Source organism: Alteromonas sp. S015, assembly GCF_036864485.1.
Taxonomy (GTDB): Bacteria; Pseudomonadota; Gammaproteobacteria; order Enterobacterales; family Alteromonadaceae; genus Alteromonas.
In genome coordinates this window covers 159,525-185,699 of record NZ_JAZETO010000001.1, presented here as the reverse complement: position 1 = coordinate 185,699, position 26,175 = coordinate 159,525, and the positions used below count along the sequence as shown (strand labels likewise).

The following is a 26,175-nucleotide window of genomic DNA, read 5'->3' as shown; positions in this document are numbered from 1 at the left end:
GGAACAGCTCTGCTTTCATCGACGAAAGCAAAAGAGAGGCGAAAATGAATAAAGAAATTTTGTTAGTGGCGGAAGCCGTTTCAAATGAAAAACAAGTGCCTAGAGAGAAAATTTTTGAAGCGCTAGAGTTTGCAATTGCTAGTGCAACAAAAAAGAAAAACGAAGGCGAAATTGAAGTTCGTGTAAGCATCGACAGAACGTCTGGTGACTTTGATACATTCCGTCGCTGGTTGGTTATTCCTGATGATCAAGAACAGGAAAATCCATTTGCTGAAATTACGATTTCTGCTGCACAAATCGATGAACCAGAGATACAGCTTGGCGATTATGTGGAAGAACAGATTGAATCTATTAAATTCGACCGCATAACTACGCAAACCGCAAAGCAAGTAATTGTACAAAAAGTACGTGAAGCTGAGCGTCAGCAAATGATTGCTGAGTACGAAGACAAAGTGGGTGAATTGGTCACTGGTACAGTTAAGAAAGTTAACCGCGACAACATCATCATCGACTTGGGTAACAACGCTGAAGGTGTTATCTACCGCGATGATATGTTGCCTCGTGAAACTTTCCGTCCGGGTGACCGTGTACGAGGTCTTCTTTATGTTATCCGTCCAGAAGCACGCGGCGCACAGCTATTTATTAGCCGTACGCACCCAGACATGCTGGTTGAGCTTTTCCGTCTGGAAGTACCAGAAATTGCGGAAGAGACACTAGAAATTAAATCTGCGGCTCGTGACCCAGGCTCGCGTGCAAAAATTGCGGTTAAAACTAACGACAAACGCTTAGACCCGGTAGGGGCATGTGTTGGTATGCGTGGTTCACGTGTACAAGCTGTATCAGGTGAACTAGGCGGTGAACGTGTTGATATCGTGTTATGGGATGAAAACCCAGCGCAATTCGTCATCAACGCAATGGCACCTGCTGAAGTTGCATCAATCGTTGTTGATGAAGACAGCAACAGCATGGATGTAGCGGTTGAATCGGACAACCTAGCTCAGGCAATCGGCCGTAGTGGTCAAAACGTTCGCCTAGCTAGCCAGCTAACAGGCTGGGAACTTAACGTGATGACGGTTGAAGATCTCAACAAGAAGCACGAAGAAGAAAACGCGAAGGTACTTGATCTATTTACTGCTGGTTTGGACATCGACGAAGAGTTTGCGTCTGTCTTGGTAGATGAAGGCTTTACAACGCTGGAAGAAGTGGCATATGTGCCAGCAAGTGAACTTCTAGCGGTTGAAGGGTTAGATGAAGAAATGGTTGAAGAGCTGCGCAATAGAGCGCGTGCTTTCTTAACCACGCGTGCACTGGCAAACGAAGAATCGCTTGAAGGTGCAGAGCCTACAGAAGCCTTATTAAATCTTGAAGGTATGAGTAAACACGTGGCTTATGTGTTGGCCAGCCGCGGTGTTACCGACCTGGAAGAATTAGCAGAACAAGGTACCGATGATATCAGTGATATCGATGAACTAGACGAAGAGAAAGCCGGTGCGTTAATCATGGCGGCTCGTAATATCGTATGGTTCAGTGAAGAAGAGTAAGGTCAACAGGGGGAAAATTACGTAATGGCAGATGTATCTATTGAAAAGCTCGCCAGCGACATTGGTACGACCGTTGACCGATTGGTTGGCCAGTTTAAAGACGCGGGTATCACTAAGAGTGCCGGCGATCAGGTAAACGAAGACGAGAAACAAAAACTATTGGATCATTTAAGTAAGCAACACGGCAGCGCAGCTGAACCAACGCGTATGACACTTAAGCGTAAGACTACCAGCACATTAAGTGTGGGTAAGTCTAAAGAAGTGAAAGTGGAAGTACGTAAGAAGCGTACATATGTTAAGCGCAGCGACATTGAAGAACAGCAGCGCCAAGCGGAAGAAGAGGCGAAGCGTCTTGAAGAAGAAGCACGTCTGAAGCGCGAAGCGGAAGAGAAAGCAGCAGCTGAAGCGAAAAAAGCCGCTGAAGAGAAAGCGCGTAAAGCTGAAGAAGCGAAGAAAGCGGCTGAAGAAGAGCGTGCCCGTCGTGCGGAGCAAGCGAAAAAAGAAGCAGAAGCTCGTAAAGCAGACGAACCTGAGCTAACTGAAGCTGAAAAAGCGGAAGCAGAAGCGGCTCGTCAGGAAGAAGAGCGTCTGCGCAAAGCGCAAGAAGAAGAAGCGCAGAAGAAGCTAGAAGAAGACGCTAAGAAAGCGGCTGATGAAGCGCGTAAGCTTGCTGAAGAAAATGAGCGTCGTTGGAAGGAAGAAGAAGAGCGTCGCAAGAAAGCAGAAGCTGAAGAAGTTCACTTGCACTCTAACCGTTATGCTCAAGAAGCTGAAGACGAAGAAGATATGCAGGTTGAGCGTTCATCACGTCGTCGTCGTAAGTCGAAGAAAAACGCCGGTGAGCATCTTAAACAAGGCTTTAATAAGCCAGCTGCACCTGTTGAGCGTGTAGTTAAGCTTGGCGCAACCATCACCGTTGGCGAACTTGCAAGTAAACTTGCAATTAAATCCAACGAAGTTATCAAAACGATGATGAAGATGGGCGAAATGGCCACCATTAACCAAGTACTAGACCAAGATACTGCGGTACTAGTGATTGAAGAAATGGGCCATAAGTACGAGCTTGTTAACGACAACGCACTTGAAGATGAGTTGTTGGCTGATGGCACTGGCGGTGAAAAAACCACACGTGCACCTGTTGTAACTATCATGGGTCACGTTGACCACGGTAAGACATCACTGCTCGACTACATTCGCCGTGCGAAGGTAGCTGACGGTGAAGCCGGTGGTATTACACAGCACATTGGTGCATATAAAGTAGAAACAGAAAATGGCGAAATCACGTTCCTAGATACACCTGGACACGCCGCGTTTACTGCAATGCGTGCTCGTGGTGCTACCGCAACAGATATCGTTATTCTTGTTGTAGCTGCAGATGATGGCGTAATGCCTCAAACGAAAGAAGCGGTACAGCATGCTCGTGCTGCTGGCGTACCTCTTATCGTTGCAGTAAACAAAATGGATAAAGAAACGGCCGACCCTGATCGCGTTAAAACTGAGCTATCTCAACTAGAGGTTATCTCAGAAGAGTGGGGCGGTGAGCATCAGTTCTGTAACGTTTCTGCTAAAACGGGCATGGGCGTGGACGAACTGCTTGAAGCTATCGTTCTACAAGCCGAAGTCCTTGACCTTAAAGCTGTTGCTGAAGGCCCAGGTCGCGGTATAGTTATTGAATCGCGCCTTGATAAAGGTCGTGGTCCGGTAGCATCGGTATTGGTTCAAGAAGGCCAACTACGCGCGGGTGACATTCTACTTTGTGGTGAAGAGTACGGCCGTGTTCGTGCTATGCGCGACGAAAATGGTCATGAGATGAAGCTTGCTGGCCCATCAACACCTGTTGAAGTACTTGGGCTGTCTGGCGTTCCGGTAGCAGGTGAAGACGCAGCCGTTGTTAAAGACGAGCGTAAAGCGCGTGAAGTAGCAGCGAAGCGTCATCAGAAGAAACGTGAACTTAAACTTGCTCGTCAGCAAAAAGCGAAACTTGAAAATATGTTTGCGAACATGGAATCAGGTGACGTTAGCGAACTTAACATCGTACTCAAAGCTGACGTACAGGGCTCTGTAGAAGCGATTTCTGAATCACTTGTTAAGCTTTCTACTTCTGAAGTAAAAGTGAACATTGTAGGTAGTGGTGTTGGTGGTATCACTGAAACTGACGCAACCCTTGCGGCGGCATCAGGCGCTATCGTACTAGGCTTTAACGTTCGTGCCGATGCTACAGCGCGTCGCGTACTAGAAGCTGAAGAAATTGACTTACGTTACTACAGCGTTATCTATAACCTAATTGACGAAGTGAAAGCGGCCATGAGCGGTATGCTTGCACCAGAATTCAAGCAGGAAATCATTGGTCTTGCAGAAGTGCGTGACGTATTTAAGTCACCGAAATTGGGCGCAATTGCGGGCTGTATGGTTACTGAAGGTAACGTTAAGCGTAGCAATCCAATCCGTGTACTTCGCGACAACGTAGTAATTTACGAAGGTGAACTAGAATCACTGCGTCGCTTTAAAGATGACGTACAAGAAGTACGTAACGGTATGGAATGTGGTATCGGCGTTAAGAACTACAACGACGTGAAAGTAGGCGACCAAATCGAGGTCTTCGAAATCGTTGAGGTTAAGCGCGAAATTTAATTGCCTTAGTTAATTCGGCATGTGAAAAACGGGGGCCGAGTGCTCCCGTTTTTGTCTGTATATATTGAGCCGACAACACGCATGCCCCATGTTAAATAGGGAAAGGAGAGTACAATGGCCCGTGAATTTTCACGTACCGACAGAGTCGCTCAGCAGGTTCATAAAGAAGTGGCGAGCATTCTGCAAAACGAATATAAGCATCGCGTTGGCGACATGCCTTTAATCACTGTTTCTGATGTAGATGTATCGCGCGACCTAGCGCATGCAAAAATCTTTGTGACTATCTACAACAGCACCGAAGAAGAGGGCAAAGCGCAAATTAAACAGCTGGCAGAATACAAAAAGTTTATCCGCAGTATCCTAGCGAAACGTATTCGCATGCGCTCAGTGCCTGATCTTCACTTCTTTGAAGATAAGTCGATTGTTGAAGGCATGCGTATCTCTAATCTTGTGTCTCAGACCATCGCAAAAGATGAGTCAAAGCGCGATAAAGACGATCCACAAGAGCAGGAGTAAATGGCAAGACGTCGTAAAGGCCGTGAGATTAACGGCATAGTATTGCTTGATAAACCGCTAGGTGGGTCATCTAATCAACTGCTTCAAAAAGTGCGCTGGCTGTACAAAGCTGTAAAGGCTGGGCATACAGGCGCACTTGATCCACTTGCCAGTGGCATGTTGCCGCTGTGCTTGGGTGAAGCTACGAAATTTTCCCAGTTTCTTCTGGATGCTGAAAAGACCTACGAGGTAACTGCTCAACTGGGTATTCGCACCACTACGTCTGACGCTGATGGCGAAGTGGTTGAAGAAAAGCCTGTTGATGTAAGCGAAGAACAAGTACGTGATGCGTGCTTGGCGTTTCTCGGTAAGAGTAAACAAATCCCGTCTATGTTTTCGGCGCTTAAATATCAAGGTAAGCCGCTTTATCACTATGCACGTCAAGGTATAGAGATTGAGCGTGAACCCCGTGATATTGAAGTGTATGAATTAGATGTACTGCGTATTGAACTGCCGTTTGTAGAAATGCGCATTAAATGCAGCAAGGGCACTTATATTCGCTCTATAGTAGATGATTTAGGTCAGAACCTTGGCTGTGGTGCCTACGTGACCCGCTTACATCGCACGGAAGTAGCAGACTATCCTACAGATAAGATGGTATCGCTGGATAAGTTAATTGAAATTCAGGAATCACTGGTAGAAGGTGACTTTAAAGCACTCGATGACTTATTAATTCCTATGGATACGGCGGTAAGTCGCTTACCATTTGTGACAATAAACGACGCTGAAAGAAATCGCTTTGATAACGGCCATTCTGTAAAAGGAGTATGTAGCGAAGCACTGAGTGACGGCGTGTCTTACCGGGTTTACCATGGCGACGATACCAGTGGTATTTTCTTAGGCGTAGGGGAAGGGGTGCTTGACCCGAAAGACCAAGGTATCCCTAAACAAGAAGTGTTTGTTAACCCAAAACGTCGAGTAGTTTATCCATCGTAGCTGCGCCGGTAAATAAAGACGGTTTATGGCTTGCTAAGTCTGCAAACGTCATTATAATACGGCGCTCATTCCGCTTTGCTGAATTAGTGATCGGCGAAGCATTAATATTAGGAGAATGATATGTCACTAACTAAAGCAGAAACCGCAAAAATCATTGCTGAGTACGGCGTTAAAGAAGGCGACACTGGTTCACCAGAAGTTCAAGTTGCTTTGCTTACTCACAACATCAACAAGCTTCAAGGTCACTTTGCTGATCACAAGAAAGATCATCACTCACGTCGTGGTCTTCTACGTATGGTTAGCCAACGTCGTAAGCTTCTAGACTACCTTAAAGGCAAGAACGCTGAGCGTTACCTTGACCTTATCAAGCGTCTAGGTCTACGTCGATAAGACTAGGTTTCAAGAAAAGCGCCCAATGGGCGCTTTTTTTTAACAAGATAAACTCGTCCTGCTGAGTGGGTAATGATCTATGCGGACTGGTATAAATGCAGTAGTTTCATTTATTTGCGCAACTCGGCTTTGCTCGCTGTTTTCGTAGAAGAGCGAACCGCATTTTGCATAATAGTGAGTTCACGGCTTGTTAAATTGCGCCATTGGCCAGGTTTTAAAGAACCGAGTTCAAGGTGCATAATTCGGGTTCGTTTTAGTTTAGTGACCTCGTACCCTAAAAACTCACACATTCTACGAATTTGTCGATTAAGACCTTGAGTTAGAATAATAGTAAATTTGTTTTTTCCAGTGGGTTTAACCACACAAGGCTTCGTCACAGTACCTAAAATTGGTACTCCACGAGACATACGGTTGACAAAGCGCTCGCTGATTGGTTGGTTTACAGTAACTTCATATTCTTTGTCGTGAGCGTTTTCAGCACGCAGGATCTTATTCACTATATCCCCATCGCTGGTTAAAATTATCAATCCCTCTGAAGGTTTATCTAATCTACCTACGGGAAAAATACGCTCATTGTGACCGATAGCGTCAATAATATTACCCTTAACATGACGCTCTGTGGTACAGGTTATACCGATAGGTTTGTTATAAACGATATATACACGGTCTGACTTGTCAGAGGCTACTGCGCCCACAACTTTACCGTTTACCTTTACAATATCGCCAGGCCCTACTTTCGTGCCCAGTTCAGGTGGTTGGTTATTAACGGTAACGCGATTTTGCTCAATGAGTTTATCGGCTTCACGGCGAGAACACAGGCCAGTGTCACTGATATATTTATTTAAACGTTTGGGCGCTTGATCGCTCATTGCGCATTAGATCCTATAGATTTTAAAAGAGGGTAATATTATCACGGCAAAAAGAAAGGGGCGATTCGCCCCTTTCTTTTTTATGCATTAAACCATGATTATTATTCGCAGTTGTGTACTTTTACAACATATTTGACGTGGTTTATTCATTAATAGTAGGTGAAGGGGCTGAACCACTTCCACCTGTTGAACCGCCGCTGGATACAACTTTGGTTGCTATATCGCGAATTTCGTTTTCTAAACTGGTAATGCGGCCAGACAAGGTCGTATTGCGTTGTTCCAACACTGATAATTTGTCGGTTAGGTTTCGCACGCTTTGCTGAGCATTTTGTTTATCACTGACTGCTTGTTCAAGCTGAACATTAACAGCAAGCAGTTCGTCAGCTAATGAAGCAAGCTGATTCTTTAAAGAACCAACGGTTGCCGCTTGCGATTTTACATTTTCTGAAACTGTACCGATGTTTTTATTCAATGCGTTTTGTACGTTACCTACGCGGTCATTTAGGTCTGCAATTTCTTGTTGATTGCGACGCCAAGCTGACGCCCACAACTTATCCATTTGTTCCCATAGCTCGTTTGTTTTGTTCGTCAGTTCTGTAACTTTAACTTGCAAGGCAACGGTAGATTCGCCAATTTCTTCACCTGTAGCAGACAGCTTATTTTCTAACTGCAATATGCGCTGTTCCGCTTGCTCAGCGACAGCCTTCTGTTGCTCAAGCAGGGTGTACAGATAATAGCAACCACCACAAGCAGCTAAGGCGATGACGGCAATGAATACAATCCAGATTCCATTACTATTTCCACCACCAGAAGGATGGCGGTTTGGTGAATGGTTAGATGAAGATGGAGACGTTGCTTTTGTTGGCGTCGCCTGACGTTTTGTTTGGTAATCACGACGATCTTCTTCATCCAATCTAATAGTTGGGAACTCATCGTTTTTCGAATTATTTGCCATAGTAAAATAATAATCTCGTTATGTAATGCTATCTTCACAACATTTACATGCCTTAATTTAATAAGAAGACAACACATTTATATTTGCGCACTAAAACATGTTATCGCTAAATCAAAGGAAATTCTACGGCTTATACGCAATGTCAATTATACATAAGCCAATAAGTCCGAGAATTCCCTTTAAGCGTGGCTTTATTGCTTATCACCAATCCATTCAACGCGATATAAATCTCGTCTTCTATCAAGATAATTCCGCACAGACCCTTCATTTTGAAGCTTAGTGAGTTTATCCAAATCCAAATCAACAATAAGCGTCATTTCTGTATTTGGTGTGGTCTCAGAAACAATAGCATCGTGTGGGAAAGCAAAATCACTAGGTGAGAAAACCGCGGTTTGCCCGTATTGAATGTCTACGTTATCTACTTTCGGTAAATTACCAACGCTGCCTGCTATTGCCACATAACATTCGTTTTCAATAGCGCGGGCCTGTGCACAACGGCGCACGCGTAAATAGCCATTTTTGGTATCTGTCCAAAATGGTACAAATAAAATTTGCATTTCCTGGTCGGCAAGAATGCGAGCAAGCTCGGGAAATTCAACGTCATAGCAAATTAACACCCCGATTTTGCCGAAGTCGGTGTCAAATGTCTTAAGACTGTTTCCGCCTTTCATTATCCAATCTTCTTTTTCATGAGGGGTTGGATGAAGCTTGTACTGACTCTCAATAGTACCGTCCCGTTTACAAATGTAGCTAACGTTGAAGAGTTCTTCCTCTTCTACCACAGGCATAGACCCTGCAATTATCGTAATATTGTACGACACGGCCAAATGAGACACGGCAGTCAAAATTTCATCGGTATAGGTGGCTAAATGCCAAATTGCATCAATTGATGAATCTGATGGACTCAAGCCCATTAAAGGCGCATTAAAAAACTCAGGGAACAGTGCGACGTCACAAGAGTAGTCAGACAGGGCATCGACGAAGTACTCTACTTGTTGCAAAAGCTCTTCAACATTATTGAAGTAACGCATTTGCCATTGAATACATCCAATTCGTGCACTGGTTTTCCTGCTAGCAATCAGCGAAGGCGTGCCCGGTTCGTAATAAATATTGTGCCATTGAAGTAATGTCGCATAACCCTGTGAAGCTTCGTCCTCTGGAAGGTAAGCTGACATCACCTGCTTGACTTCAAACCCATTTGAAAGCTGAAAAGTCAAAATAGGGTCGTAAATGTCTTTGAGCTTTACTTGCTCAATGTATTCATAAGGCGACAACTCATGCGCGTGGTTCTTATAGTTCGGGATTCGACCGCCCGCCATAATAGATTTTAGATTCAAATTTCGACAAAGTTCTTTACGCGCCTCATATAGACGACGGCCAAGTCGCAGACCCCGATATTCAGGAGAAACAATTACCTCTACGCCATAAAGAACATCCCCGTTAGGATCGTGCGTGGTTAAGTATGCATCACCGGTTATTTCATCATAGCTATGCTTATCTCCGAACTGGTCGTAGTCCACAATCACCGAAATGGCAAAAGCGACCACCTTGCCTTTATCTTCAATACATATTTGCCCGTCGGGAAATGTCGTAACTTGGGCTTTATAGTTAGAGTAAGGCCACGCGCCCCCAACGTTGGCATATACCTCATCCATTAACGCTTTTACATCGTTGTAGTCGTCCAGTCTCAAGTTTCTTAAGTCTAGATGATGTTCCGTTTCTTCTATTTGTGTTTGGTCTTGACTCATGGGTTACTCTTTTTGCTCAAAAATACTGATACTTAATTTGCGTATATTTCTACTAAACCGCCTTGCAATATGTTTTTCAACTGTTAAATGCAATTCGCGAGATGCCGGCGTAACTACAATGGCAGTGCGGACAAGAGATAAGCGCTCTCTACTATCACGTTGAAAATATATACTTCGGTTTACTTGTTGATTTGGTTTGCTTTTACCAAAATTTTCTTACGTACCGATTAATATAGAACAAGCAAGAAGCGTGCGACTTATTTACGTCCAGGCCAGCGACAAATAATTTTTATTTTATCGACAAAAAAATAGTGCGCAAAATGCACAGTGATGTAATTGCGTCGGGCCTAAACCCTGTGTATAAGTTCATTCGTTTTTAAACGTTTACAATCCCCCATAAACTTCGCGATTAGCGAACCGCTTGAAGGTGACAATACTTTGATGAATAGAGAACAGCTCGCGTTGCATCAGCCTCTCCACGTTTTTGATGAAGCCCTATTTGAAAATATCGTTGATGACCTGGTCACGAAAGGCTTTTCTATTCAAGAGAATGGTTTACCCGATTTTATTACACAAGCACTTTTGGCTTGCCAACGTTCAATTTCTGAAGCTGAATATAGAACAGCGGGTATTGGTCGCGCAGAAAATTATCAAAAAGCTGACAAGGTTAGAGGGGACGAGATTTGCTGGATTACAGGCACCTCTGAAGAAGGCGCTTTATGGCTTTCATGGTGTGAAGCTATGCAGAAGTATATAAATTGCTCACTTTTTATGGGCCTTTTTTCTTTTGAAAGTCATTTTGCCTGTTATGAACCGGGTAGATTTTACAAACGCCATGTAGATGCGTTTAAAGGTCAGAGCAATCGAGTATTGTCTTTGGTCGCTTATCTAAATGACGGCTGGACTAAAGAGCAAGGGGGAGAGCTCGTACTCTACGCTGATGAATTTGATCAGGTAGGAACGAGAGTGCTGCCAACGATAGGTTCCTTCGTCGTCTTTTTGAGCGAGCAATTTCCCCATGAAGTTTTACCTGCTACCCGCAGTCGTCATTCTGTGGCAGGTTGGTTTAGAGTAAATGGTAGTGTTAATGATTCGATAGATCCTCCTCGGTAATTTTTTTTTGCAAAAATGGTAAGTATGTATAACCTAGGTCGTACTTACGAGTTACAATCATGGATGCAAATATAGAGCGTTTGTGTCGTACAGTTTTTAAAATTACTTTTCAATTTAATAGCTGTTGTAACTAAGGAAAGAAACAATAAGTGAATATAGATGTTGGAAAAAATTCCTGCTCCCACTCCTAGGGAAAACTTACGAGCACTCATTATTGATAGTCAAAACTTGGTTCATAGTGTTATCAAGCCCGCGTTACACTCGCTTGGTGTTTCCTATGTAACAAGCGCCTTTAATGAGTTTCATGCTAAACGTCTTTATCACGCGAGGCACTACGACATCGTATTTTTGTCTTTTAATGTTAGCCGAGATAAGGACGGATTCCATTTATTTGAAGAGCTCAAATACTTAAATTTTATAAAAAGTACCACAACCGTTGTTTTTTTAAGCGCCGAAACCTCAACCGAATTAGTCAATTGCGTGGTAGAGCTTCAGCCTGATGACTTTTGGGTAAAGCCACTAAAGCGTTCGTTGATTCAACAGCGTTTAAACTATTTATTACAAATTAAGTTCAAACTCCACAAGATGCTCTATTGCATGCAGGCAAACGAATACTCCAGTGCAATGTATTATGCAGAGCGTCAACTGAACGACGATTCTCTTAAAGAGTACCATCCGAGAATTAGGCGCTTAATTGGCAATTGCCTCATAAAACTTCATGATTATGAAGGTGCGCAACGTTATTTCGAGACACTGTCATGTACGATGAAGCAAGGTTGGGTAAGTATAGGCTTGGCCAATGCGTTATTGTTGCAAGATAAGTTAGAAGAGGCACAAGATCTCATCGACAAATTAGTGACTCGTCGTGACACACGCTTTCTTACTTACGATTTACTCGCTCAGTACTTTATTGAAAAAGGCAAGTTTGATTTAGCATATGAGCAAACTAGACAAGCGAGCAAGCTGGCACCGAGAAACATGGAGCGCAATAAACGTTTGTGGGAGCTAGCGCGTTTGAACCATGACAACCTTGGTCAATTGAGCGCAGTTAAGAGCATGGAAAAAAACGCCAAAAATTCTATCCATGATTCGCCGCAGTTATTGCTCAATGTCATCCGCACTACTATCGACGTAGCTACAACGTCTACCGATGAAGAGGCAGAACAATATTTAAGAGCAGCAGAACTGGAGATTGAAAAGCTATCGCTGCAACCTGAAGTGCAAAAGAGCTGTGATGAACAACTCTCAATATTGAAAGCACGTGTTTTATGCTGCACTGGCAAAAAAAATGTGGCGGAAGCGATGATTAAGGACTTCACTACAGAAACCCATGAATATACGCTAGAAGATAATCTCGACAAAATGAAGGCATTTCATGAACTTGGTTTGCGAGAGAAAGCAACCAGTGTCTTAAATGGATTAAGAGCACAACTAGAGTCTGATTCGTTTAGATCTATAGTGGTAAGCAAATATTTAGAAGAAGAGTCTCATCAGCGAGAAGAAATTCGCTTTACCACAAAGGAACTGAAGGGGATGGCTGCAACTAACTATAAGAAAAGTCGTTTACTTCCTACGTTTACAAACTTATACCAGGCTTTCACGCTTTCCCCACGAGATAAGCAGATCGCATTTAATTTGTTAAAAGTGATAGTGGAGTTGAAAGAGCGCGATGAGTTAGAGAATAACCACCTTAAAGTCACCGATAAGGTCATGAAGGTGCTGCTTAATGAGTCACTAACGAAGTTGCAAAGACAGCGTCTCGAGCAGTACGCAGAAAAACTTGATATTGATCTTCACGCCGACAAATATGAAATAGTAACGGGGGTTTTCAATAGAAAAAGTGGTTAACCCCTGATAGTTGACGAAGTTACAATACATAATGAGCGTTATTATTCCTTGGTTTGCGTTAAACTATTCATTCAGATGAATTAAACTCGTCAACAGAACCACAGATTACGCCGGTAAAAATAAGTTTAATGCTGATAGCTTTTTTTTACTTCACGAGCGAACAGTGCGTGGTCATCAACGACTTGTTCTGTATAAAGGTTTGCTATTTTTACCAGCAGGCTTTTTACTTGAGAAAACGATGTAGACGCTGATGAGGCAAATCGTGTGCTCCTTCTATCTCCACGGCAATGGGCTAACGCAAGGGCATATCCGCACAATTCGGCATAGTACTCAAAGCCGCCATTTATCGCTTTATTGCCCATTGCAATGTCTTGAGGATCGACACCCACTTTAGCGTGATGTCTGGAGCGAACCAGATAATGGGCGTCTTCAAATCTAACTTCATCAAGCACTAGGTCAGGTTTCCTTTGCATTCTGCGTTGGCAGCGAGCGGTAAGATGCGCAGCGTTTAGTTTGTTCACAGGATTGATAGACGGGAAGTAGTAAATCGGCGCAGCAACACGCTGTTGTTTCACTTCAACAATATGACAATGAGCGAAACTTGCCGAACTGTGCGGTTTTGATGGCCCAACCAAAAAGTAGTAGCGCGGCATATTCACCGAGCCCGTGCCAGCGTCTAATCGTTTAACAATATCAACCACAGCATCGTCCATATAAGGGGAAAACGCTTCAAGCAGCGTGGTATATTTTTGCGTGCTTAGGGGAGAATACTTCTCACTGTTCGACTTAAACTCGAGTGTTTCGCCATTAAAATGCACCGCTTTAGCCAGTGCACTCTTAACCGTAAAGTTTTCTCCTCCCGCACTACGCGCTTTCGCTTTATTGTAAAGCTTGGCCAACCTGCTTGGCACGGCATCAGGGCAATAGTCTACGGCTTCGTTAAGCACCATGGCGTTTTTTACTACCCGATTACACGTTTCTACGTATCGCTCTATAAAAGCGTATTGCGCATTAATAACCTGCTGATGGCTAACAACAGGTTTAGCGATATCAATGTCATCAATTACGTATTTCCCCTCAACGACGCCAAGACAATGCTGTTGAGCAAGGTGTAATGAAGTGAGGAAGCGAAGTACATCCCACTGCGCATAGCCGACACATGCATCGTCAAAGTCGTTAGGAGCAAAAATGACCGTGTCGCCATGCGACCCCTCTTCTGTAAGAAAACCAAAATTGGAGGTATGACAGTCACCCATTACGCTAGTAAGGGGAATAGTTTCGCACTCTTTAGGGAATTCTATAACGCCTGCCTTTACGTCTGCATAGAACAACTGTGCGCTACCTCTATAGAATATAAAGGGACTGTTCGCCATCTTTACGTGCTTTGACAGAGTGTAAGATGGCGAGCAACCATCGGTACGCATTATTTCATCTGAGATATGTTGTAATCGGGACTTTGTCATAGATTCCTCTTTGGGAAGGTATTAACCCGTGTGACCAGTTAATAGTGCGAAACACACGCTCTATTTCTGGTGCTATTTTCATCGTTCAATTCAATAACCTGATTAAGCGATTCATTTTTACCAATTAGTTTTTTTTGATTGTGCGCGCTATTCTTATCAACAGTTTCGAGAGACATGAATTTCGCAATACGTGAATATCTTCACAAAACTGCAAAACCATGTCGACACAATAAACGTAAAGTTTGTATTCGTATGTGTTTAACGTGCGAAAATAATTTAAACCAAATGGAGAATTAAACATGGCATTGATTAATACTGCTATCAAACCTTTCAAAGCAACTGCATTTAAAGACGGCGAATTCGTAGACGTAAGCAGCGAAGACATCAAAGGTAAATGGGCAGTTTTCGTATTTTACCCAGCTGACTTCACATTTGTTTGTCCAACTGAGCTTGGCGACATCGCTGACAAGTACGAAGAACTTCAATCACGTGGCGTAGAAGTATTTTCAGTATCTACTGACACTCACTTCACTCACAAAGCATGGCACGATTCTTCTGACACGATCAACAAAATCAAGTTTGCGATGATTGGCGACCCAACGGGCGAAATCACTCGTAACTTCGATTGCATGCGTGAAACTATGGGTCTTGCTGACCGCGCTACATTTGTTGTTGACCCAGAAGGCATCATCCAAGCGATGGAAATCACTTCTGAAGGTATCGGCCGTGACGCAGATGACCTAGTACGTAAAGTTAAAGCCGCGCAGTACGTTGCAAACAACCCAGGTGAAGTTTGCCCAGCCAAATGGAAAGAAGGCGAAGCAACTCTAGCACCTTCTCTTGACCTAGTAGGCAAAATCTAAGCAGCACGCTTAGCGCTTAATACTAGAAAGCTCAGCGCTTTGTGCGTTGCATAGTATTAGGCAAATAATTTGTAGGGGGTGGGTCTCCACTCCCTGATATTAATTTCCAATTTCCGCTTATGTTGTTGACCTTTCAAAAGGTCAGCGGGGATCGGCGTGTCGAAAATAAGGCAGAATAACCGTGTTAACTAAAGAAATTTTACAAGCATTGAAATCATATGCAGAGTCAATGCAGAAAAACGTAACCTTTGTCGTGCAGACCGGTGAACATAGCAAGCGTGAAGAGCTTGTAACGTTTCTGTCCGACATTGCTTCAGTAAGCGAAAAATTAACCGTAGAAGAGCGTGACACTAATGGTGAGTTGCGCAGTGCAATCAGCTTTTTACTAGAAGCTGACGGTGAAGATACGGGAATACGTTTTTCTGGTATCCCTGGCGGTCACGAGTTTAACTCGCTTGTACTTGCTATGTTGCACGCAGCGGGTACTGAACTTAAGCTAGACGATAGCGTTAAGTCGATGGTGAAAGCGGTGAATGAACCACTTAATTTTGAAGTGTTCATTAGCTTAAGCTGTCACAACTGCCCAGAAGTCGTACAGGCACTTAATCAATTCGCATTGATTAATCCCAATATCAAGACCGAAATGATCGACGGCGGTTTATATCAAAATCTAATTCAAGAGCGCGACATTCAAGGTGTTCCTAGCGTATACCTTAATGGCGAGCTATTTGCGAACGGTAAAGTTGACGCCTCTGTGCTTATCAACAAGCTCATTGAACGCGACCCTAGCCTTAAAGATGCAAACAAAGGCGATGCGTTACCACTTCAAGACGTAACTGTTATCGGTGGTGGTCCAGCAGGTGTTGCTTCGGCGATTTACAGTGCGCGTAAAGGTCTTAAAGTAGCCATTGTTGCTGAAACTTTTGGCGGCCAAGTTAAAGATACTATGGGTATCGAGAACCTTATCTCAGTACCTAAAACAACGGGCCCTGAGCTTGTTGGTAATTTGATGGAGCACGTACGCGATTACGACATTACGCTTAAAGAGCACGTACGCGTTGATAGCATTGAAAAAGGTAATATTAAAACCATTATGCTTTCTTCTGGTGAACAGATCCGCACTCGCACCGTTATTGTAGCGACAGGTGCGCGTTGGAGAGAGCTTGGTGTTCCGGGCGAAAAAGAGAACATAGGTAATGGCGTTGCGTACTGCCCACACTGTGATGGTCCGTTCTTTAAAGGTAAAGATGTAGCAGTGATTGGCGGTGGTAACTCAGGTATTGAAGCGGCGCTAGATTTAGCAGGTATCGTGAAATCAGTGACGGTATTTGAATTTATGCCAGAACTTAAAGCCGATAAGGTGCTTATCGATCAAGCTGAGAAGCGCGACAATATTACCATTATTAAAAATGCGGCAACGCGCCAAATTACGGCTGAAAATGGCAAAGTGAACGCAATTGAATACCAAGATCGCTCAACTAACGAAGTGCACACCCGTGAACTTGCAGGTGTATTTGTTCAAATTGGACTTGTGCCTAACAGTCAGTTTATGAAAGGCACGGTAGATATGACACAGTATGGCGAAATTATCGTTGATACTAAGTGCCACACATCTGAGCCAGGTATTTTTGCAGCCGGTGACGTAACAACAGTACCGTATAAGCAAATTGTTATTTCGATGGGTGAGGGCGCGAAAGCATCGCTTGCTGCGTTTGAATACTTATTAAGCCACGAAGTGGTTGAATCTGAAAAGGAAAGTGAAGCGGCATAGACATTAGCCTTTCACTACTCATGAGAGTTAAAGCCGAGCTAACGTTGTTAGTTCGGCTTTTTATTTACTTCGCTTTTTTCCTTGAGCGATGGTTGTTTCTTTCCATTATCAGTCCATTAGGTCACTAGCACATAGTTACAGAATCGCTTAAACATACGTGGCACAAATACATTTGGCAGAATAATTCTAAAAATATAAATGATACTGGTTATCATTACGAAAGAATTTTGATAAATTACAACGAAGTAGTGTTGATAGCTATTTCCCCGGTGTGCGCAGAACAGCAAACGCGTCGCTAACCTATTCGTTTTAAGGAATTATCATGCTTTCAGTTGCAGCAGGTGGGTTAACATTTGCAGCCTTAGGAGTTATCTATAAGAGTTGGCGCGCTCAAGCGTCAACGTACCTTTATTTGGGTCTTGTCGTTTGGCTGATTTCAGCAGTGAGCTGGTCTTATGCTCAGGGTTGGGAATTTGGCGTGTTGTATGCACTGTGCATCCCTTCCATATTAGTGTGGCCTTTTATTGCGTTTAACCAAATGCATTTACCCCAGCCAAAAAATGTACCTCAGCCGAGGCGCTTCGACTTCTCGCGACGTACAGTAGTAGGGAACATAGCAAACTACATAGTGGTTTTGGTTGTTCTGTTAGTGGTGAGCGTCTTAATAACGCTAGGTATATGCGCGTTACTACCGTTCTCAATCGCAGGAAAGTTAGCTACAGGTACTGTGATGTTGCCAATATTGTGGGGCCTTATTGTTTACCATTATCTTGCCACTATCCGCAAGTTCAAAGTAATTGCCACTTACGCAATTTTAGCTGCGCTTTGCCTACCAATACTTATTTTCTTCCCTATGTAGGTGAATATTGATGGATAAATTAACAAAACAAAATGCATTAAATGCACATAATTGGGTAGGCGTTTTTCTCAGTGTACTGCTTTTTTTGGTGTGCTTATCTGGGACCGTTGCGGTTTTTCACTTAGAGTTTGAAAGGTGGGAGCAGCCTCATATAGAAGAGATGGAGAATGTAACTCCACAAGCAATCGAAAAAGCTATGGATAGCTTCCTAGCGCAACATACCGAAGAGTCTCACCATCTTTTTGTTGTATTTCCTACATCTGATATACCAAGGCTAGTAGTTGAGAACGACCACGTCGCGTACTTTGCTGATAGCGAAGGTAATTTACTGGAAGAAGAAAGCGTGTCTTTCACCCAGATGTTGGTAGACTTGCATCTTTATTTAAATCTACCGCATAGCTGGGGAATGATTTTGGTCAGCGCTTTGGGCGCTATCATCTGTACTCTTGTCGTCACTGGAATTATTGCTCATAAACGTATAGCAAAAGACGCTTTTAAGCTTCGACGGGGTGGCAATGGTCAGCAAGCACAAATTGATTTGCACAATCGCTTTGGCCTATGGGCCACGCCGTTTCATTTAGTCATAGGTATAACGGGAACTTACTTTGGTTTAGCCGGCATTATTTTAGTTTTGGTTGCCACCGTAAATTATGGCGGCGACAGAGATGCCGTAATAAATCAAATATTTACTCCAGATCCGGTCATCGCTCCACAAGAAGGTAAGCCTGCTATAGGAAAAGCCTTCGCACAAATGGAAACGCTAGCGCCTGAAAAGTCGCCAATATTTTTAACAGTGCACGAAGTTGGTGAACCAGAGCAGTTCATCGAAATATATGCCAAGGCACCCAATAGAATGATCTACGCAGAAGGCTATCGATTCGATACGGCGGGTAATTTTATCGGTGTGGCCGGCTATGAGTTCGGTGAATGGGGTAAGCAGTTGGTATGGGCGATGTACCGATTGCACTTTGGTGACTTCGCCGGCCTTACCAGCAAATGGCTGTACTTTGTTCTTGGTGTAATGCTGACCATGCTTTGCGTGTCGGGTATGGAGATTTGGCTGTCTAAGAAGGCGTATCCACCGCTAGCAAGCAGGCTTTGGTACAGCACGGTGTGGGGTAGTGTGAGTGCGCTTGCGTTAACGGCTGTAGCAGATATGTTTTTTACAGGCTCACTCATCGCCGTTTTTTGGTGCCTTATGCTATTTAATACCGGTATTACAGTGGGAGTTAAGTCACTCACAAAGCCGGTATGGTTGCTTATATCAGGCCTAAGTGTACTGGTATTACTCATCGCCTATGCGTCCGTGCACCAAAGCGCGACGCTATCGGTTGCGTCACTTCAGCTAAATATACCTATGGCGGTATATGTAGCATGGAGTTTATACCGTGCTAATACGCTACTGAAGCGGGCTAAAAATGAAGAGGGAGAGGTTGAATTCATTGCGAATAATAACGCTCCTCAACCAGCGCGGGAAAAAAGAGTTAGCGCGTAAATTTTATTGTTACTATTTGGGGCTCGTAGGAAGCCCCTTAGTTACGCTTCTTTTTTTTCCACGTACCGCCATACATATAGCCATTGCTGGTCTTTGCTTTGCTTTGACACCCTTTGCACACGATTCGCCATGTGTCTTGTTCACTGTATCGAACACGAAACTGTGTGTCGGCATTGATACTGCAGTTGTCACAGGGTTTTGGCAGCCGAACTCTGTCCTTTTTTCCCACTGTAAAAGCGACTCTTTGTTTTCAATTAATAAATTCTCTGATGCCTATTTTTTAATTCCAGGTCACCGCGCATAACCTCAATAACTTAAATCATTTTTGCGATAGCAACGGCAATAGATGAGCCTTTTTCTACGGCTGCGCCCCAGATTTTCATTAATAACGACGGCTTTTTCGTCATTAGGGTTAGCGCTTCATCTCTGTGATGTTGTTCATCTGCTTGGCATTGTCTAAACCGATTTATAACGTATGAAGGGGGGATGGCTAACGCAGAAATGCGCTTACATTGTTCTTCGTAATGCGAATCTACGAACTGCTCTTCTCGGTAAATGGTGTAGTAAAAGCAATTTATACCGCAAAGTCTTGGAATAAAGCCGCTGATAAACCCAGAAGCTATCCATAAAGGTAAAATAAAACTTCCCCTGAAAAGTGGCATTTCGTTTTCAAACACAGCGAGGTGTCGTCTTTCCGTTTTAAGGTGCTCATATATGAAGGGTTGTACCTCGTTTTTTGTGCCAGAAAGTTTAACCAGTCTCAAAACAAATTCGGCAAATAGAGCACCACGGTATATCCAAACGGCCCCGGTCTCTCCCGCGTGGCTCGCACGCAGCTCTTTGTCTACTTGTTTAGCATAATTATCTTTGAGTGTTTTTGCATAAAATGGCATGACGTACCTCAGCAGCATTTTATAATCAAACGATCTGAAGCTGCGAATGGATGCCACCTAACGAATTTGTAATGCTTAGATTTGCTTACTCAAAGTTGTACGATTTAGAAAGCTTTGAATGATAGTGTTCTATTTATAAACGAAAGCAGAGTAGTGAAAGGTTGCTTGCTATGGTTGATAGATTCACGACATGCGTTGCTTGTAGGAGATCATAAATGAAAGTATTCGGTGGAGTTGTCATTCTGGTTTTAGGGTATTTACTTTTTTGGCCAGTACCCATTGAACCAATAAGCTGGAAAGCGCCCACAAGTAACGGATTTTCATGGAAATTTGCTGAGAACACTCGTTTGTCAGACCTTTCGCTCATTGAATTAGGCTCAGATGCCGGGCCTGAGGACTTTGCGATAAATGCAGCGGGAACTATTGCGACTGCTGCTCATTCTGGTGCCGTATTACTCAAGAAAAAAGGTGAGGCAGCATTTACTCCATGGATTAACACTAGTGGGCGTCCGCTCGGTATCGAGTTTGATCCCAACGGCAACTTATTAATCGCCGATGCCCATCGCGGATTGCTAATTGCAGACCCTGAAGGTGAGCTAACGGTATTGGTTAACCAAGTAGAAAACACCAAAGTTGTGTATGCGGACGATGTGGATGTTACCGACAACGGCAATATTTACTTCACTGACGCAACCACCAAGTTCTCTGCCAAAGAGTATGGGGGAACGCTGCAAGCGAGCCTTCTAGAAATTCTGGAACATAGAGGCAACGGCAGACTTATAGAGTACGACCCAGTACGTAGAACGAGTAATGTACTGATGGATGGTTTGGTTTTTGCCAATGGTGTCGCAATAAGCCATGATCAAAATTCAGTGCTGGTCAACGAAACCGGTAAATATCGCGTGTTGCGCTATTGGCTAATTGGGCCAAAACAGGGCCAAGTGGAGGTCGTGATTGATAACTTGCCTGGATTCCCAGACAACATAAGTCAGGCAAATAGCGGCGCGTATTTTCTGGGTCTTGCTTCGCCTCGCTCCGCTCCCATTGACGCGCTATCTGACAAGCCTTTCATTCGTAAAATTGTACAGCGTCTGCCACAGTTCATGCGCCCGCAAGGTCAAGCATACGGGCACCTTGTTAAAATAAGCGAAAGCGGAGAGGTTTTACAAAGTTACCAAGACCCTAGCGGTGGCTTTCCATTTGTTACAGGCGCAATACAGACAGATGAAGGTGTATATGTGAGTAGCTTAACTGCGCAGTCGGTAGGAGTGTTGCAGCTAAACTAAAGATAATGACAGGTATATTGTTGAGGGAGGATAATTAGCCTTCTTCATTGCCGCGATAGCGCTATATGCGTCGTGAATGATACTCTCTCATCGACGTTGCAAAATGTTCTTTTTCACTTCGAAACACTTTAAACTTTTGTTATGTGGTTACGTTTACAAGGATATGTCACTATCCTGTATAGCGATATGCATACTTATTAGCACAAGTTTGATAGTTTTGGGGTAGCCGTACCGAAAGGGTATTTTTAAATCATGAAAACCTATGTTTATTCTCCTGTTGTACTTGCCGTCACGATTTCTCTTCTAGCTGGATGTGGGGGCGGCTCAAGCTCGTCTAATACTTCTTCTGTGGTGACAACGCCTACCACGCCAACAACACCCACAACGCCTATAACAACTGAGCCAGAGTGGGAACCTGGGGTGTATGAACCGCAATCTGAATATTTAGCGAAGTGCGAGAGCCCCAGAAGCGGTATTGATCCTTTTACTAATAGGGCTTATCCAGATACACAGGGTACCGCTATGGATGAAAAGCTGTGGCTACGTACTTGGACTAATGACACTTACTTGTGGTACGACGAAGTAGATGACAATGACCCTGCAAATTTCTCAGTGTTGGGATATTTTGATCAGCTTAAAACCAATGAGCTAACGCCAAGCGGTACGCCAAAAGATAACTTCCACTTTTCACAAGACACTGCCGAATATAACGAACTGTCTCAATCGGGGATTTCATCGGGTTATGGGTTTGATTGGGAATTTGGTTCCACAACCGTGCCGAGAGTACTGACAGTGCGATTCACTGAGCCGGGTTCACCTGCAGCTACTGCTGGCGTGCCTCGCGGTGCAACCCTTTCGCGTATAAACGGCGTCGATTTTGTCAATGACAACACGCAACAGGGCGTCAATGCGATTAATGCTGCTCTGTTTCCGGAAGACGCAGGTACGGTGACAAGCTTTGAGTTTGAGCAGGTTGATGGTTCAACTCTCTCAGTAAATATCACCTCGGGCGATATCAGCGTAACGCCGGTTCAAAACGCAAAGGTACTCGATACCGAAAACGGCAAAACGGGCTACTTCCAATTCAATACCTTTATCGTTACCGCGCAAGAAGGATTAATTGATGCGTTCGATATGTTTGTTGAAGAAAATGTGACCGAGCTCGTTATTGACCTTCGCTACAACGGCGGAGGACGTTTGACGCTAGCTTCACAGCTTTCCTACATGATAGCGGGTCCGAACCAAACCAATAACGCAACCTTTGAAACATTGCGTTTTAACGATAAAAATCCAACCACCAACCCTGTGACCGGAGAGACCATTCGTCCAACACCGTTTTACCGCAATGTTATTGACTATAACGCAGGGCAACTTACCGACACGCTTCTGCCTAGCCTTTCGCTGACGAAGGTTTACGTTTTAGCCACGGGCGCGACATGTTCAGCAAGTGAAGCGGTAATGAATGCACTTCGTGGTATTGATGTAGAAGTGGTGCAAATTGGCTCTACTACTTGTGGTAAGCCGTATGGGTTCTACCCAACAGACAATTGTGGTGAGACCTACTTTACTATCCAGTTCCAAGGGGTGAATAACAAAGGGTTTGGTGATTATGCTGATGGTTTCATGCCTACCACCACGCCTAATTTCGAATTTGAATTGCCGGGGTGTGAAGTTGAAGATGACTTTACCGCAAGCTTGGGCGATCCAAATGAAGGGATGCTGTCAGCCGCATTGGAATATGCTGCAACAGGCTCATGTCCTGAAGTGGTATCGGGCAACGGCACGGCTGATGTAAATGCACTGCGCAGTAATCAAAGCGCGCTAGTGGGTGAAAAGCTTATTCCTATCGACAAGCCTGAACAACGCAAAGAGAACTTTATTTTACACAATAAAATAAATCAGCCTGTTATTCAGGAGCGCAAGTAATGTCGCTTGTTAATGAGAAAGGAAGGCTGCTAGCAGCACCTCTCGCCATACTTTTGCTATCGGCGAGCGGATGCGCTGCAACGAAGGAGGCTGAGTTGCACGAGGCAATAACCAAATCCATCAGTGTGAGTCAGAAGCAAACTATTGAAAGTAAGATCAGCAAATGGTTTGGTGGTCTAAATATAACGATAGCTAATGATGCATTCAGTCAAACTGCGAGTATTACGATTGAGCGAAAGGCTAAGGTCGATAGCAGGGGATTACCTACTGACGGAAGACACAATAACCCTATTTATAGCTTTACACTACTCAGTGATGGAGAGCAGTGCGTTTTGCGAAACGATCAAAATGGGAAACTTACTGAGCTTGAAAATGTGACGTGTTATATCCTGAACGATATATAACTCGTGAGTAATCGACGAAAGCGCAATGTCATCGTTGACAATAGGCCTTAAAAAACGCCCAGAGTATACAAGCTCTGGGCGTTTTTATTGCTATCGTTTGTGCATGCTCGGCTGCTTTTGCGTGCGGCCTCGGCTGTTGCTACCGCTATTATTTCCTTTTGAAGCGTTGCCTCTGTTCTTATTCCCGCTGGCGTCGTTGCGCTGCTGCGCTGTGTTGCCACGACCTTGCTTGTTAACGTTGGAGTTACGTCTGCTCTTATTTACGCCGTTACCGCCTTCACCTTTGCTGTTCTTGCCCAGAAAGGTAGGAGGAAGCCCAGTATGCTTGGTTAGTGCGCGTTCGCCGCGACGGCCTTTTTGCGCTTTTTGGCGTTTTTCATCTGCCGTTTCTGGCGGAACAAGGTGCTGAGGGCCACGGCCTATTAAATCTTCGCGCCCCATACGTTTAAGTGCTTCGCGAATTTGTGCAAAGTTCTTCGGGTCGTGATAACGCAGCATCGCCTTGTGCAATCGACGGTGAATTTCACCTTTTGCAGAAGGCACCTCTTCGCTGTCTCTAGTGACCTTGCGAAGGGAATTCACCTCGGTATGGTACATAGTGGTTGCCGTTGCCATTGGCGACGGATAGAAGTTTTGTACCTGATCGAGTTTAAATTTGTTTTCTTTGAGCCAAATCGCAAGGCTAAGCATGTCTTCGTCGGTGGTACCCGGATGCGATGCAATAAAGTAAGGAATTAGGTACTGCTTTTTACCTGCTTCTTGTGAGTACTTATCAAATAGCTCTTTGAAGCGGTAGTAGCTTCCCATGCCCGGTTTCATCATTTTTGAAAGCGGGCCGTCTTCGGTGTGCTCTGGTGCTATTTTCAGATAGCCGCCTACGTGGTGAAGGGCGAGCTCTTTCACGTATTCGGGGTCTTCTACCGCTAGGTCGTAACGCACGCCTGAAGCAATCAATATCTTTTTAATTCCAGGCAATTCACGAGCACGGCGGTATAAATCAATAGTGGGCTTATGGTCCGTATCCATGTGCGCACAAATGCTAGGGTACACACAAGAAGGGCGACGACAGGTGGCTTCCGCTTTCGGGCTCTTACAACGCAGGCGATACATGTTTGCCGTCGGGCCGCCGAGGTCAGAAATAACACCAGTGAAGCCCGGTACAGTATCGCGTATTTGCTCAATTTCTCGAATAATAGAGTCTTCAGAACGGCTTTGAATAATACGCCCTTCGTGTTCCGTAATAGAGCAGAACGTGCAGCCACCGTAGCATCCGCGCATAATGTTAATGCTAAAGCGGATCATGTCGTAAGCGGGAATTTTGGCATCGCCATACACAGGGTGGGGCACACGCTGATAGGGTAAATCAAATACCGCGTCCATCTCTTCCGTTTCAAGCGGCATGGCCGGTGGATTAATCCAAATATGTCTGTCGCCGTGGCGCTGCATAAGTGCACGGGCGCAACCTGGATTGGTCTCTTGGTGCAAAATACGCGATGTATGTGCGTATAACACCTTGTTGTCTTTTACCGTTTCGTACGCTGGTAGCTTAACGTACACGTTTTCCCAAGGCTTACGCTTTTCTTTTTCTTTCTGCGCAGGCTGAATAACAATGGGCGATGCTTCTGGTGCTTCACTGCTTTTCGCGTCTTTATCCTGCGAGTCGCACTCAGGCTCCATTTGGTAGGGGCTTGGAATGGCGTCTATCTTGCCCGGTCTGTCTAGAGAAGTAGAGTCAACACCTTGCCACTCAGGCAAGGCTTCTTTAACGATGATTGCGGTACCGCGAATGTCGCGCAAATCGGCAATGTCTTCACCTGCCGCCAAGCGGTGGGTTACTTCAACAAGAGGACGTTCGGCGTTACCGAAAAAGAGCATATCCGCTTTAGAATCGAACAGTACTGAGCGGCGTACTTTTTCACTCCAATAGTCGTAGTGCGCAATGCGACGTAAGCTGGCTTCTATGCCACCCACAATAACAGGTACACCTTTAAATGCTTCACGGCAACGCTGTGAATATACGGTAACCGCACGGTCAGGACGCTTACCACCTACATTGCCTGGCGTATAGGCATCGTCGTGACGAAGCTTTTTGTCAGACGTATAGCGGTTGATCATAGAGTCCATGTTTCCGGCTGTTACGCCGAAATACAGGTTGGGCTTACCCAACTTCATGAAGTCGTCTTTACTCTTCCAATCTGGCTGAGAAATAATGCCCACGCGAAAACCATGAGCTTCAAGCACTCGGCCAATGACCGCCATACCAAAACTAGGGTGATCTACATACGCATCGCCCGTTACCAAAATAACGTCACAGCTGTCCCAGCCAAGTGCATCCATTTCTTCCTTCGACATAGGGAGAAAGGGCGCAGTACCCAGACAGTGTGGCCAATATTTAGGGTAAGAAAACAGACCGCGGTCGGCCTTAATGGTGGCTTGCATAGTAATCACATCTAGAAAAATCAGAGAGTTGCTGAGCTTAAATTAGGCTGAAGCTCAGAATTAGTGCGTAATTATAGCAGTGTTGGCCAAGCTAAGGTATAGCACTGTCATTAAATTAAAGCGCTTTGTATACTGGGGTTAGTTAAAAATATAATAGAGCACGTGCAGCGTATGGTTATTTGTATACGCT

The 26,175-nt window shown here is 44.4% G+C and carries 20 protein-coding genes; 14 read left to right on the top strand and 6 right to left on the bottom strand.

Going from position 1 to position 26,175, the window contains the following annotated elements; genetic code table 11:
• Positions 1-44: 44 nt before the first annotated feature.
• The 5 genes from nusA (at position 45) to rpsO (ending at position 6,053) form a co-directional block, all read left to right on the top strand.
• Positions 45-1,541: a transcription termination factor NusA gene (gene nusA / locus V7R42_RS00780; RefSeq protein WP_334018354.1), complete on the top strand. Its 1,497-nt coding sequence runs from the start codon at positions 45-47 to the stop codon at positions 1,539-1,541.
• 24 nt (positions 1,542-1,565) lie between these two features.
• Positions 1,566-4,172 (top strand): translation initiation factor IF-2, encoded by a 2,607-nt coding sequence (infB, locus tag V7R42_RS00775; RefSeq protein ID WP_334018353.1) that lies wholly within the window; start codon positions 1,566-1,568, stop codon positions 4,170-4,172.
• 114 nt (positions 4,173-4,286) lie between these two features.
• The gene (gene rbfA / locus V7R42_RS00770) at positions 4,287-4,688 is read left to right on the top strand and encodes a 30S ribosome-binding factor RbfA (protein WP_014949257.1); all 402 of its coding nucleotides are present in this window, start codon (positions 4,287-4,289) and stop codon (positions 4,686-4,688) included.
• On the top strand, positions 4,689-5,663 hold the full coding sequence (gene truB / locus V7R42_RS00765) for a tRNA pseudouridine(55) synthase TruB (protein WP_334018352.1): 975 nt from the start codon (positions 4,689-4,691) through the stop codon (positions 5,661-5,663). It begins immediately after the preceding gene.
• Positions 5,664-5,783: 120 nt separating this feature from the next.
• The gene (gene rpsO / locus V7R42_RS00760; RefSeq protein ID WP_012518257.1) at positions 5,784-6,053 is read left to right on the top strand and encodes a 30S ribosomal protein S15; all 270 of its coding nucleotides are present in this window, start codon (positions 5,784-5,786) and stop codon (positions 6,051-6,053) included.
• Positions 6,054-6,163: 110 nt separating this feature from the next.
• Here rpsO and rluF read toward each other — a convergent pair whose 3' ends face one another.
• The 3 genes from rluF to V7R42_RS00745 all read right to left on the bottom strand — a co-directional run bounded on the left by rluF (position 6,164) and on the right by V7R42_RS00745 (position 9,625).
• Positions 6,164-6,922, bottom strand: coding sequence for a 23S rRNA pseudouridine(2604) synthase RluF (rluF, locus tag V7R42_RS00755; RefSeq protein ID WP_334018351.1), 759 nt, complete (start codon positions 6,920-6,922; stop codon positions 6,164-6,166).
• A gap of 142 nt (positions 6,923-7,064) precedes the next feature.
• A complete protein-coding gene (locus tag V7R42_RS00750) occupies positions 7,065-7,877 on the bottom strand; it encodes a hypothetical protein (RefSeq protein WP_334018350.1) in 813 nt (270 codons plus the stop codon).
• Between the two features lie 191 nt (positions 7,878-8,068).
• Complete coding sequence (locus tag V7R42_RS00745; protein ID WP_334018349.1) at positions 8,069-9,625, bottom strand: bifunctional GNAT family N-acetyltransferase/carbon-nitrogen hydrolase family protein; 1,557 nt, start codon at positions 9,623-9,625, stop codon at positions 8,069-8,071.
• 441 nt (positions 9,626-10,066) lie between these two features.
• Here V7R42_RS00745 and V7R42_RS00740 point away from each other — a divergent pair, with 441 nt between their 5' ends.
• Positions 10,067-10,738 carry a 2OG-Fe(II) oxygenase gene (locus V7R42_RS00740; protein WP_334018348.1) on the top strand — a complete coding sequence of 224 codons (672 nt, stop codon included), beginning with the start codon at positions 10,067-10,069 and terminating at the stop codon, positions 10,736-10,738.
• A gap of 159 nt (positions 10,739-10,897) precedes the next feature.
• Entirely contained in the window at positions 10,898-12,586 is a 1,689-nt protein-coding gene (locus tag V7R42_RS00735) for a response regulator (RefSeq protein WP_334018347.1), read from the top strand.
• A gap of 125 nt (positions 12,587-12,711) precedes the next feature.
• Here V7R42_RS00735 and V7R42_RS00730 read toward each other — a convergent pair whose 3' ends face one another.
• Entirely contained in the window at positions 12,712-14,049 is a 1,338-nt protein-coding gene (locus tag V7R42_RS00730; protein WP_334018346.1) for a DUF2252 family protein, read from the bottom strand.
• Positions 14,050-14,354: 305 nt separating this feature from the next.
• On the opposite strand from V7R42_RS00730, the gene ahpC reads away from it, so the two are divergent.
• From ahpC to V7R42_RS00710, 4 genes are all read left to right on the top strand, one after another.
• Complete coding sequence (gene ahpC, locus V7R42_RS00725; protein ID WP_425291745.1) at positions 14,355-14,912, top strand: alkyl hydroperoxide reductase subunit C; 558 nt, start codon at positions 14,355-14,357, stop codon at positions 14,910-14,912.
• Between the two features lie 181 nt (positions 14,913-15,093).
• On the top strand, positions 15,094-16,683 hold the full coding sequence (gene ahpF, locus V7R42_RS00720) for an alkyl hydroperoxide reductase subunit F (protein ID WP_334018345.1): 1,590 nt from the start codon (positions 15,094-15,096) through the stop codon (positions 16,681-16,683).
• Positions 16,684-17,005: 322 nt separating this feature from the next.
• On the top strand, positions 17,006-17,542 hold the full coding sequence (locus V7R42_RS00715; protein WP_334018344.1) for a hypothetical protein: 537 nt from the start codon (positions 17,006-17,008) through the stop codon (positions 17,540-17,542).
• Between the two features lie 10 nt (positions 17,543-17,552).
• The gene (locus V7R42_RS00710) at positions 17,553-19,037 is read left to right on the top strand and encodes a PepSY-associated TM helix domain-containing protein (RefSeq protein WP_334018343.1); all 1,485 of its coding nucleotides are present in this window, start codon (positions 17,553-17,555) and stop codon (positions 19,035-19,037) included.
• A gap of 314 nt (positions 19,038-19,351) precedes the next feature.
• On the opposite strand, the gene V7R42_RS00705 is transcribed toward V7R42_RS00710, so the two are convergent.
• Entirely contained in the window at positions 19,352-19,930 is a 579-nt protein-coding gene (locus tag V7R42_RS00705) for a demethoxyubiquinone hydroxylase family protein (protein WP_334018342.1), read from the bottom strand.
• Positions 19,931-20,145: 215 nt separating this feature from the next.
• Here V7R42_RS00705 and V7R42_RS00700 point away from each other — a divergent pair, with 215 nt between their 5' ends.
• The 3 genes from V7R42_RS00700 (at position 20,146) to V7R42_RS00690 (ending at position 23,546) form a co-directional block, all read left to right on the top strand.
• Entirely contained in the window at positions 20,146-21,216 is a 1,071-nt protein-coding gene (locus tag V7R42_RS00700) for a strictosidine synthase family protein (RefSeq protein ID WP_334018341.1), read from the top strand.
• Between the two features lie 252 nt (positions 21,217-21,468).
• Positions 21,469-23,142, top strand: coding sequence for a S41 family peptidase (locus V7R42_RS00695; RefSeq protein ID WP_334018340.1), 1,674 nt, complete (start codon positions 21,469-21,471; stop codon positions 23,140-23,142).
• Positions 23,142-23,546: a hypothetical protein gene (locus V7R42_RS00690; protein ID WP_334018339.1), complete on the top strand. Its 405-nt coding sequence runs from the start codon at positions 23,142-23,144 to the stop codon at positions 23,544-23,546. Before V7R42_RS00695 ends, V7R42_RS00690 begins: the two co-directional genes overlap by 1 nt.
• 90 nt (positions 23,547-23,636) lie before the next feature.
• Here V7R42_RS00690 and V7R42_RS00685 read toward each other — a convergent pair whose 3' ends face one another.
• Positions 23,637-25,985 (bottom strand): YgiQ family radical SAM protein, encoded by a 2,349-nt coding sequence (locus tag V7R42_RS00685; protein ID WP_334018338.1) that lies wholly within the window; start codon positions 25,983-25,985, stop codon positions 23,637-23,639.
• Between the last annotated feature and the right edge of the window lie 190 nt (positions 25,986-26,175).

Bases quoted from the DNA above. Each gene is read 5' to 3' on its own strand.
- nusA (WP_334018354.1), top strand. From the start codon at position 45: ATGAATAAAGAAATTTTGTTAGTGGCGGAAGCCGTTTCAAATGAAAAA.
- infB (WP_334018353.1), top strand. From the start codon at position 1,566: ATGGCAGATGTATCTATTGAAAAGCTCGCCAGCGACATTGGTACGACC.
- rbfA (WP_014949257.1), top strand. From the start codon at position 4,287: ATGGCCCGTGAATTTTCACGTACCGACAGAGTCGCTCAGCAGGTTCAT.
- truB (WP_334018352.1), top strand. From the start codon at position 4,689: ATGGCAAGACGTCGTAAAGGCCGTGAGATTAACGGCATAGTATTGCTT.
- rpsO (WP_012518257.1), top strand. From the start codon at position 5,784: ATGTCACTAACTAAAGCAGAAACCGCAAAAATCATTGCTGAGTACGGC.
- rluF (WP_334018351.1), bottom strand. From the start codon at position 6,922: ATGAGCGATCAAGCGCCCAAACGTTTAAATAAATATATCAGTGACACT.
- V7R42_RS00750 (WP_334018350.1), bottom strand. From the start codon at position 7,877: ATGGCAAATAATTCGAAAAACGATGAGTTCCCAACTATTAGATTGGAT.
- V7R42_RS00745 (WP_334018349.1), bottom strand. From the start codon at position 9,625: ATGAGTCAAGACCAAACACAAATAGAAGAAACGGAACATCATCTAGAC.
- V7R42_RS00740 (WP_334018348.1), top strand. From the start codon at position 10,067: ATGAATAGAGAACAGCTCGCGTTGCATCAGCCTCTCCACGTTTTTGAT.
- V7R42_RS00735 (WP_334018347.1), top strand. From the start codon at position 10,898: ATGTTGGAAAAAATTCCTGCTCCCACTCCTAGGGAAAACTTACGAGCA.
- V7R42_RS00730 (WP_334018346.1), bottom strand. From the start codon at position 14,049: ATGACAAAGTCCCGATTACAACATATCTCAGATGAAATAATGCGTACC.
- V7R42_RS00715 (WP_334018344.1), top strand. From the start codon at position 17,006: ATGCTTTCAGTTGCAGCAGGTGGGTTAACATTTGCAGCCTTAGGAGTT.
- V7R42_RS00710 (WP_334018343.1), top strand. From the start codon at position 17,553: ATGGATAAATTAACAAAACAAAATGCATTAAATGCACATAATTGGGTA.
- V7R42_RS00705 (WP_334018342.1), bottom strand. From the start codon at position 19,930: ATGCCATTTTATGCAAAAACACTCAAAGATAATTATGCTAAACAAGTA.
- V7R42_RS00700 (WP_334018341.1), top strand. From the start codon at position 20,146: ATGAAAGTATTCGGTGGAGTTGTCATTCTGGTTTTAGGGTATTTACTT.
- V7R42_RS00695 (WP_334018340.1), top strand. From the start codon at position 21,469: ATGAAAACCTATGTTTATTCTCCTGTTGTACTTGCCGTCACGATTTCT.
- V7R42_RS00690 (WP_334018339.1), top strand. From the start codon at position 23,142: ATGTCGCTTGTTAATGAGAAAGGAAGGCTGCTAGCAGCACCTCTCGCC.
- V7R42_RS00685 (WP_334018338.1), bottom strand. From the start codon at position 25,985: ATGCAAGCCACCATTAAGGCCGACCGCGGTCTGTTTTCTTACCCTAAA.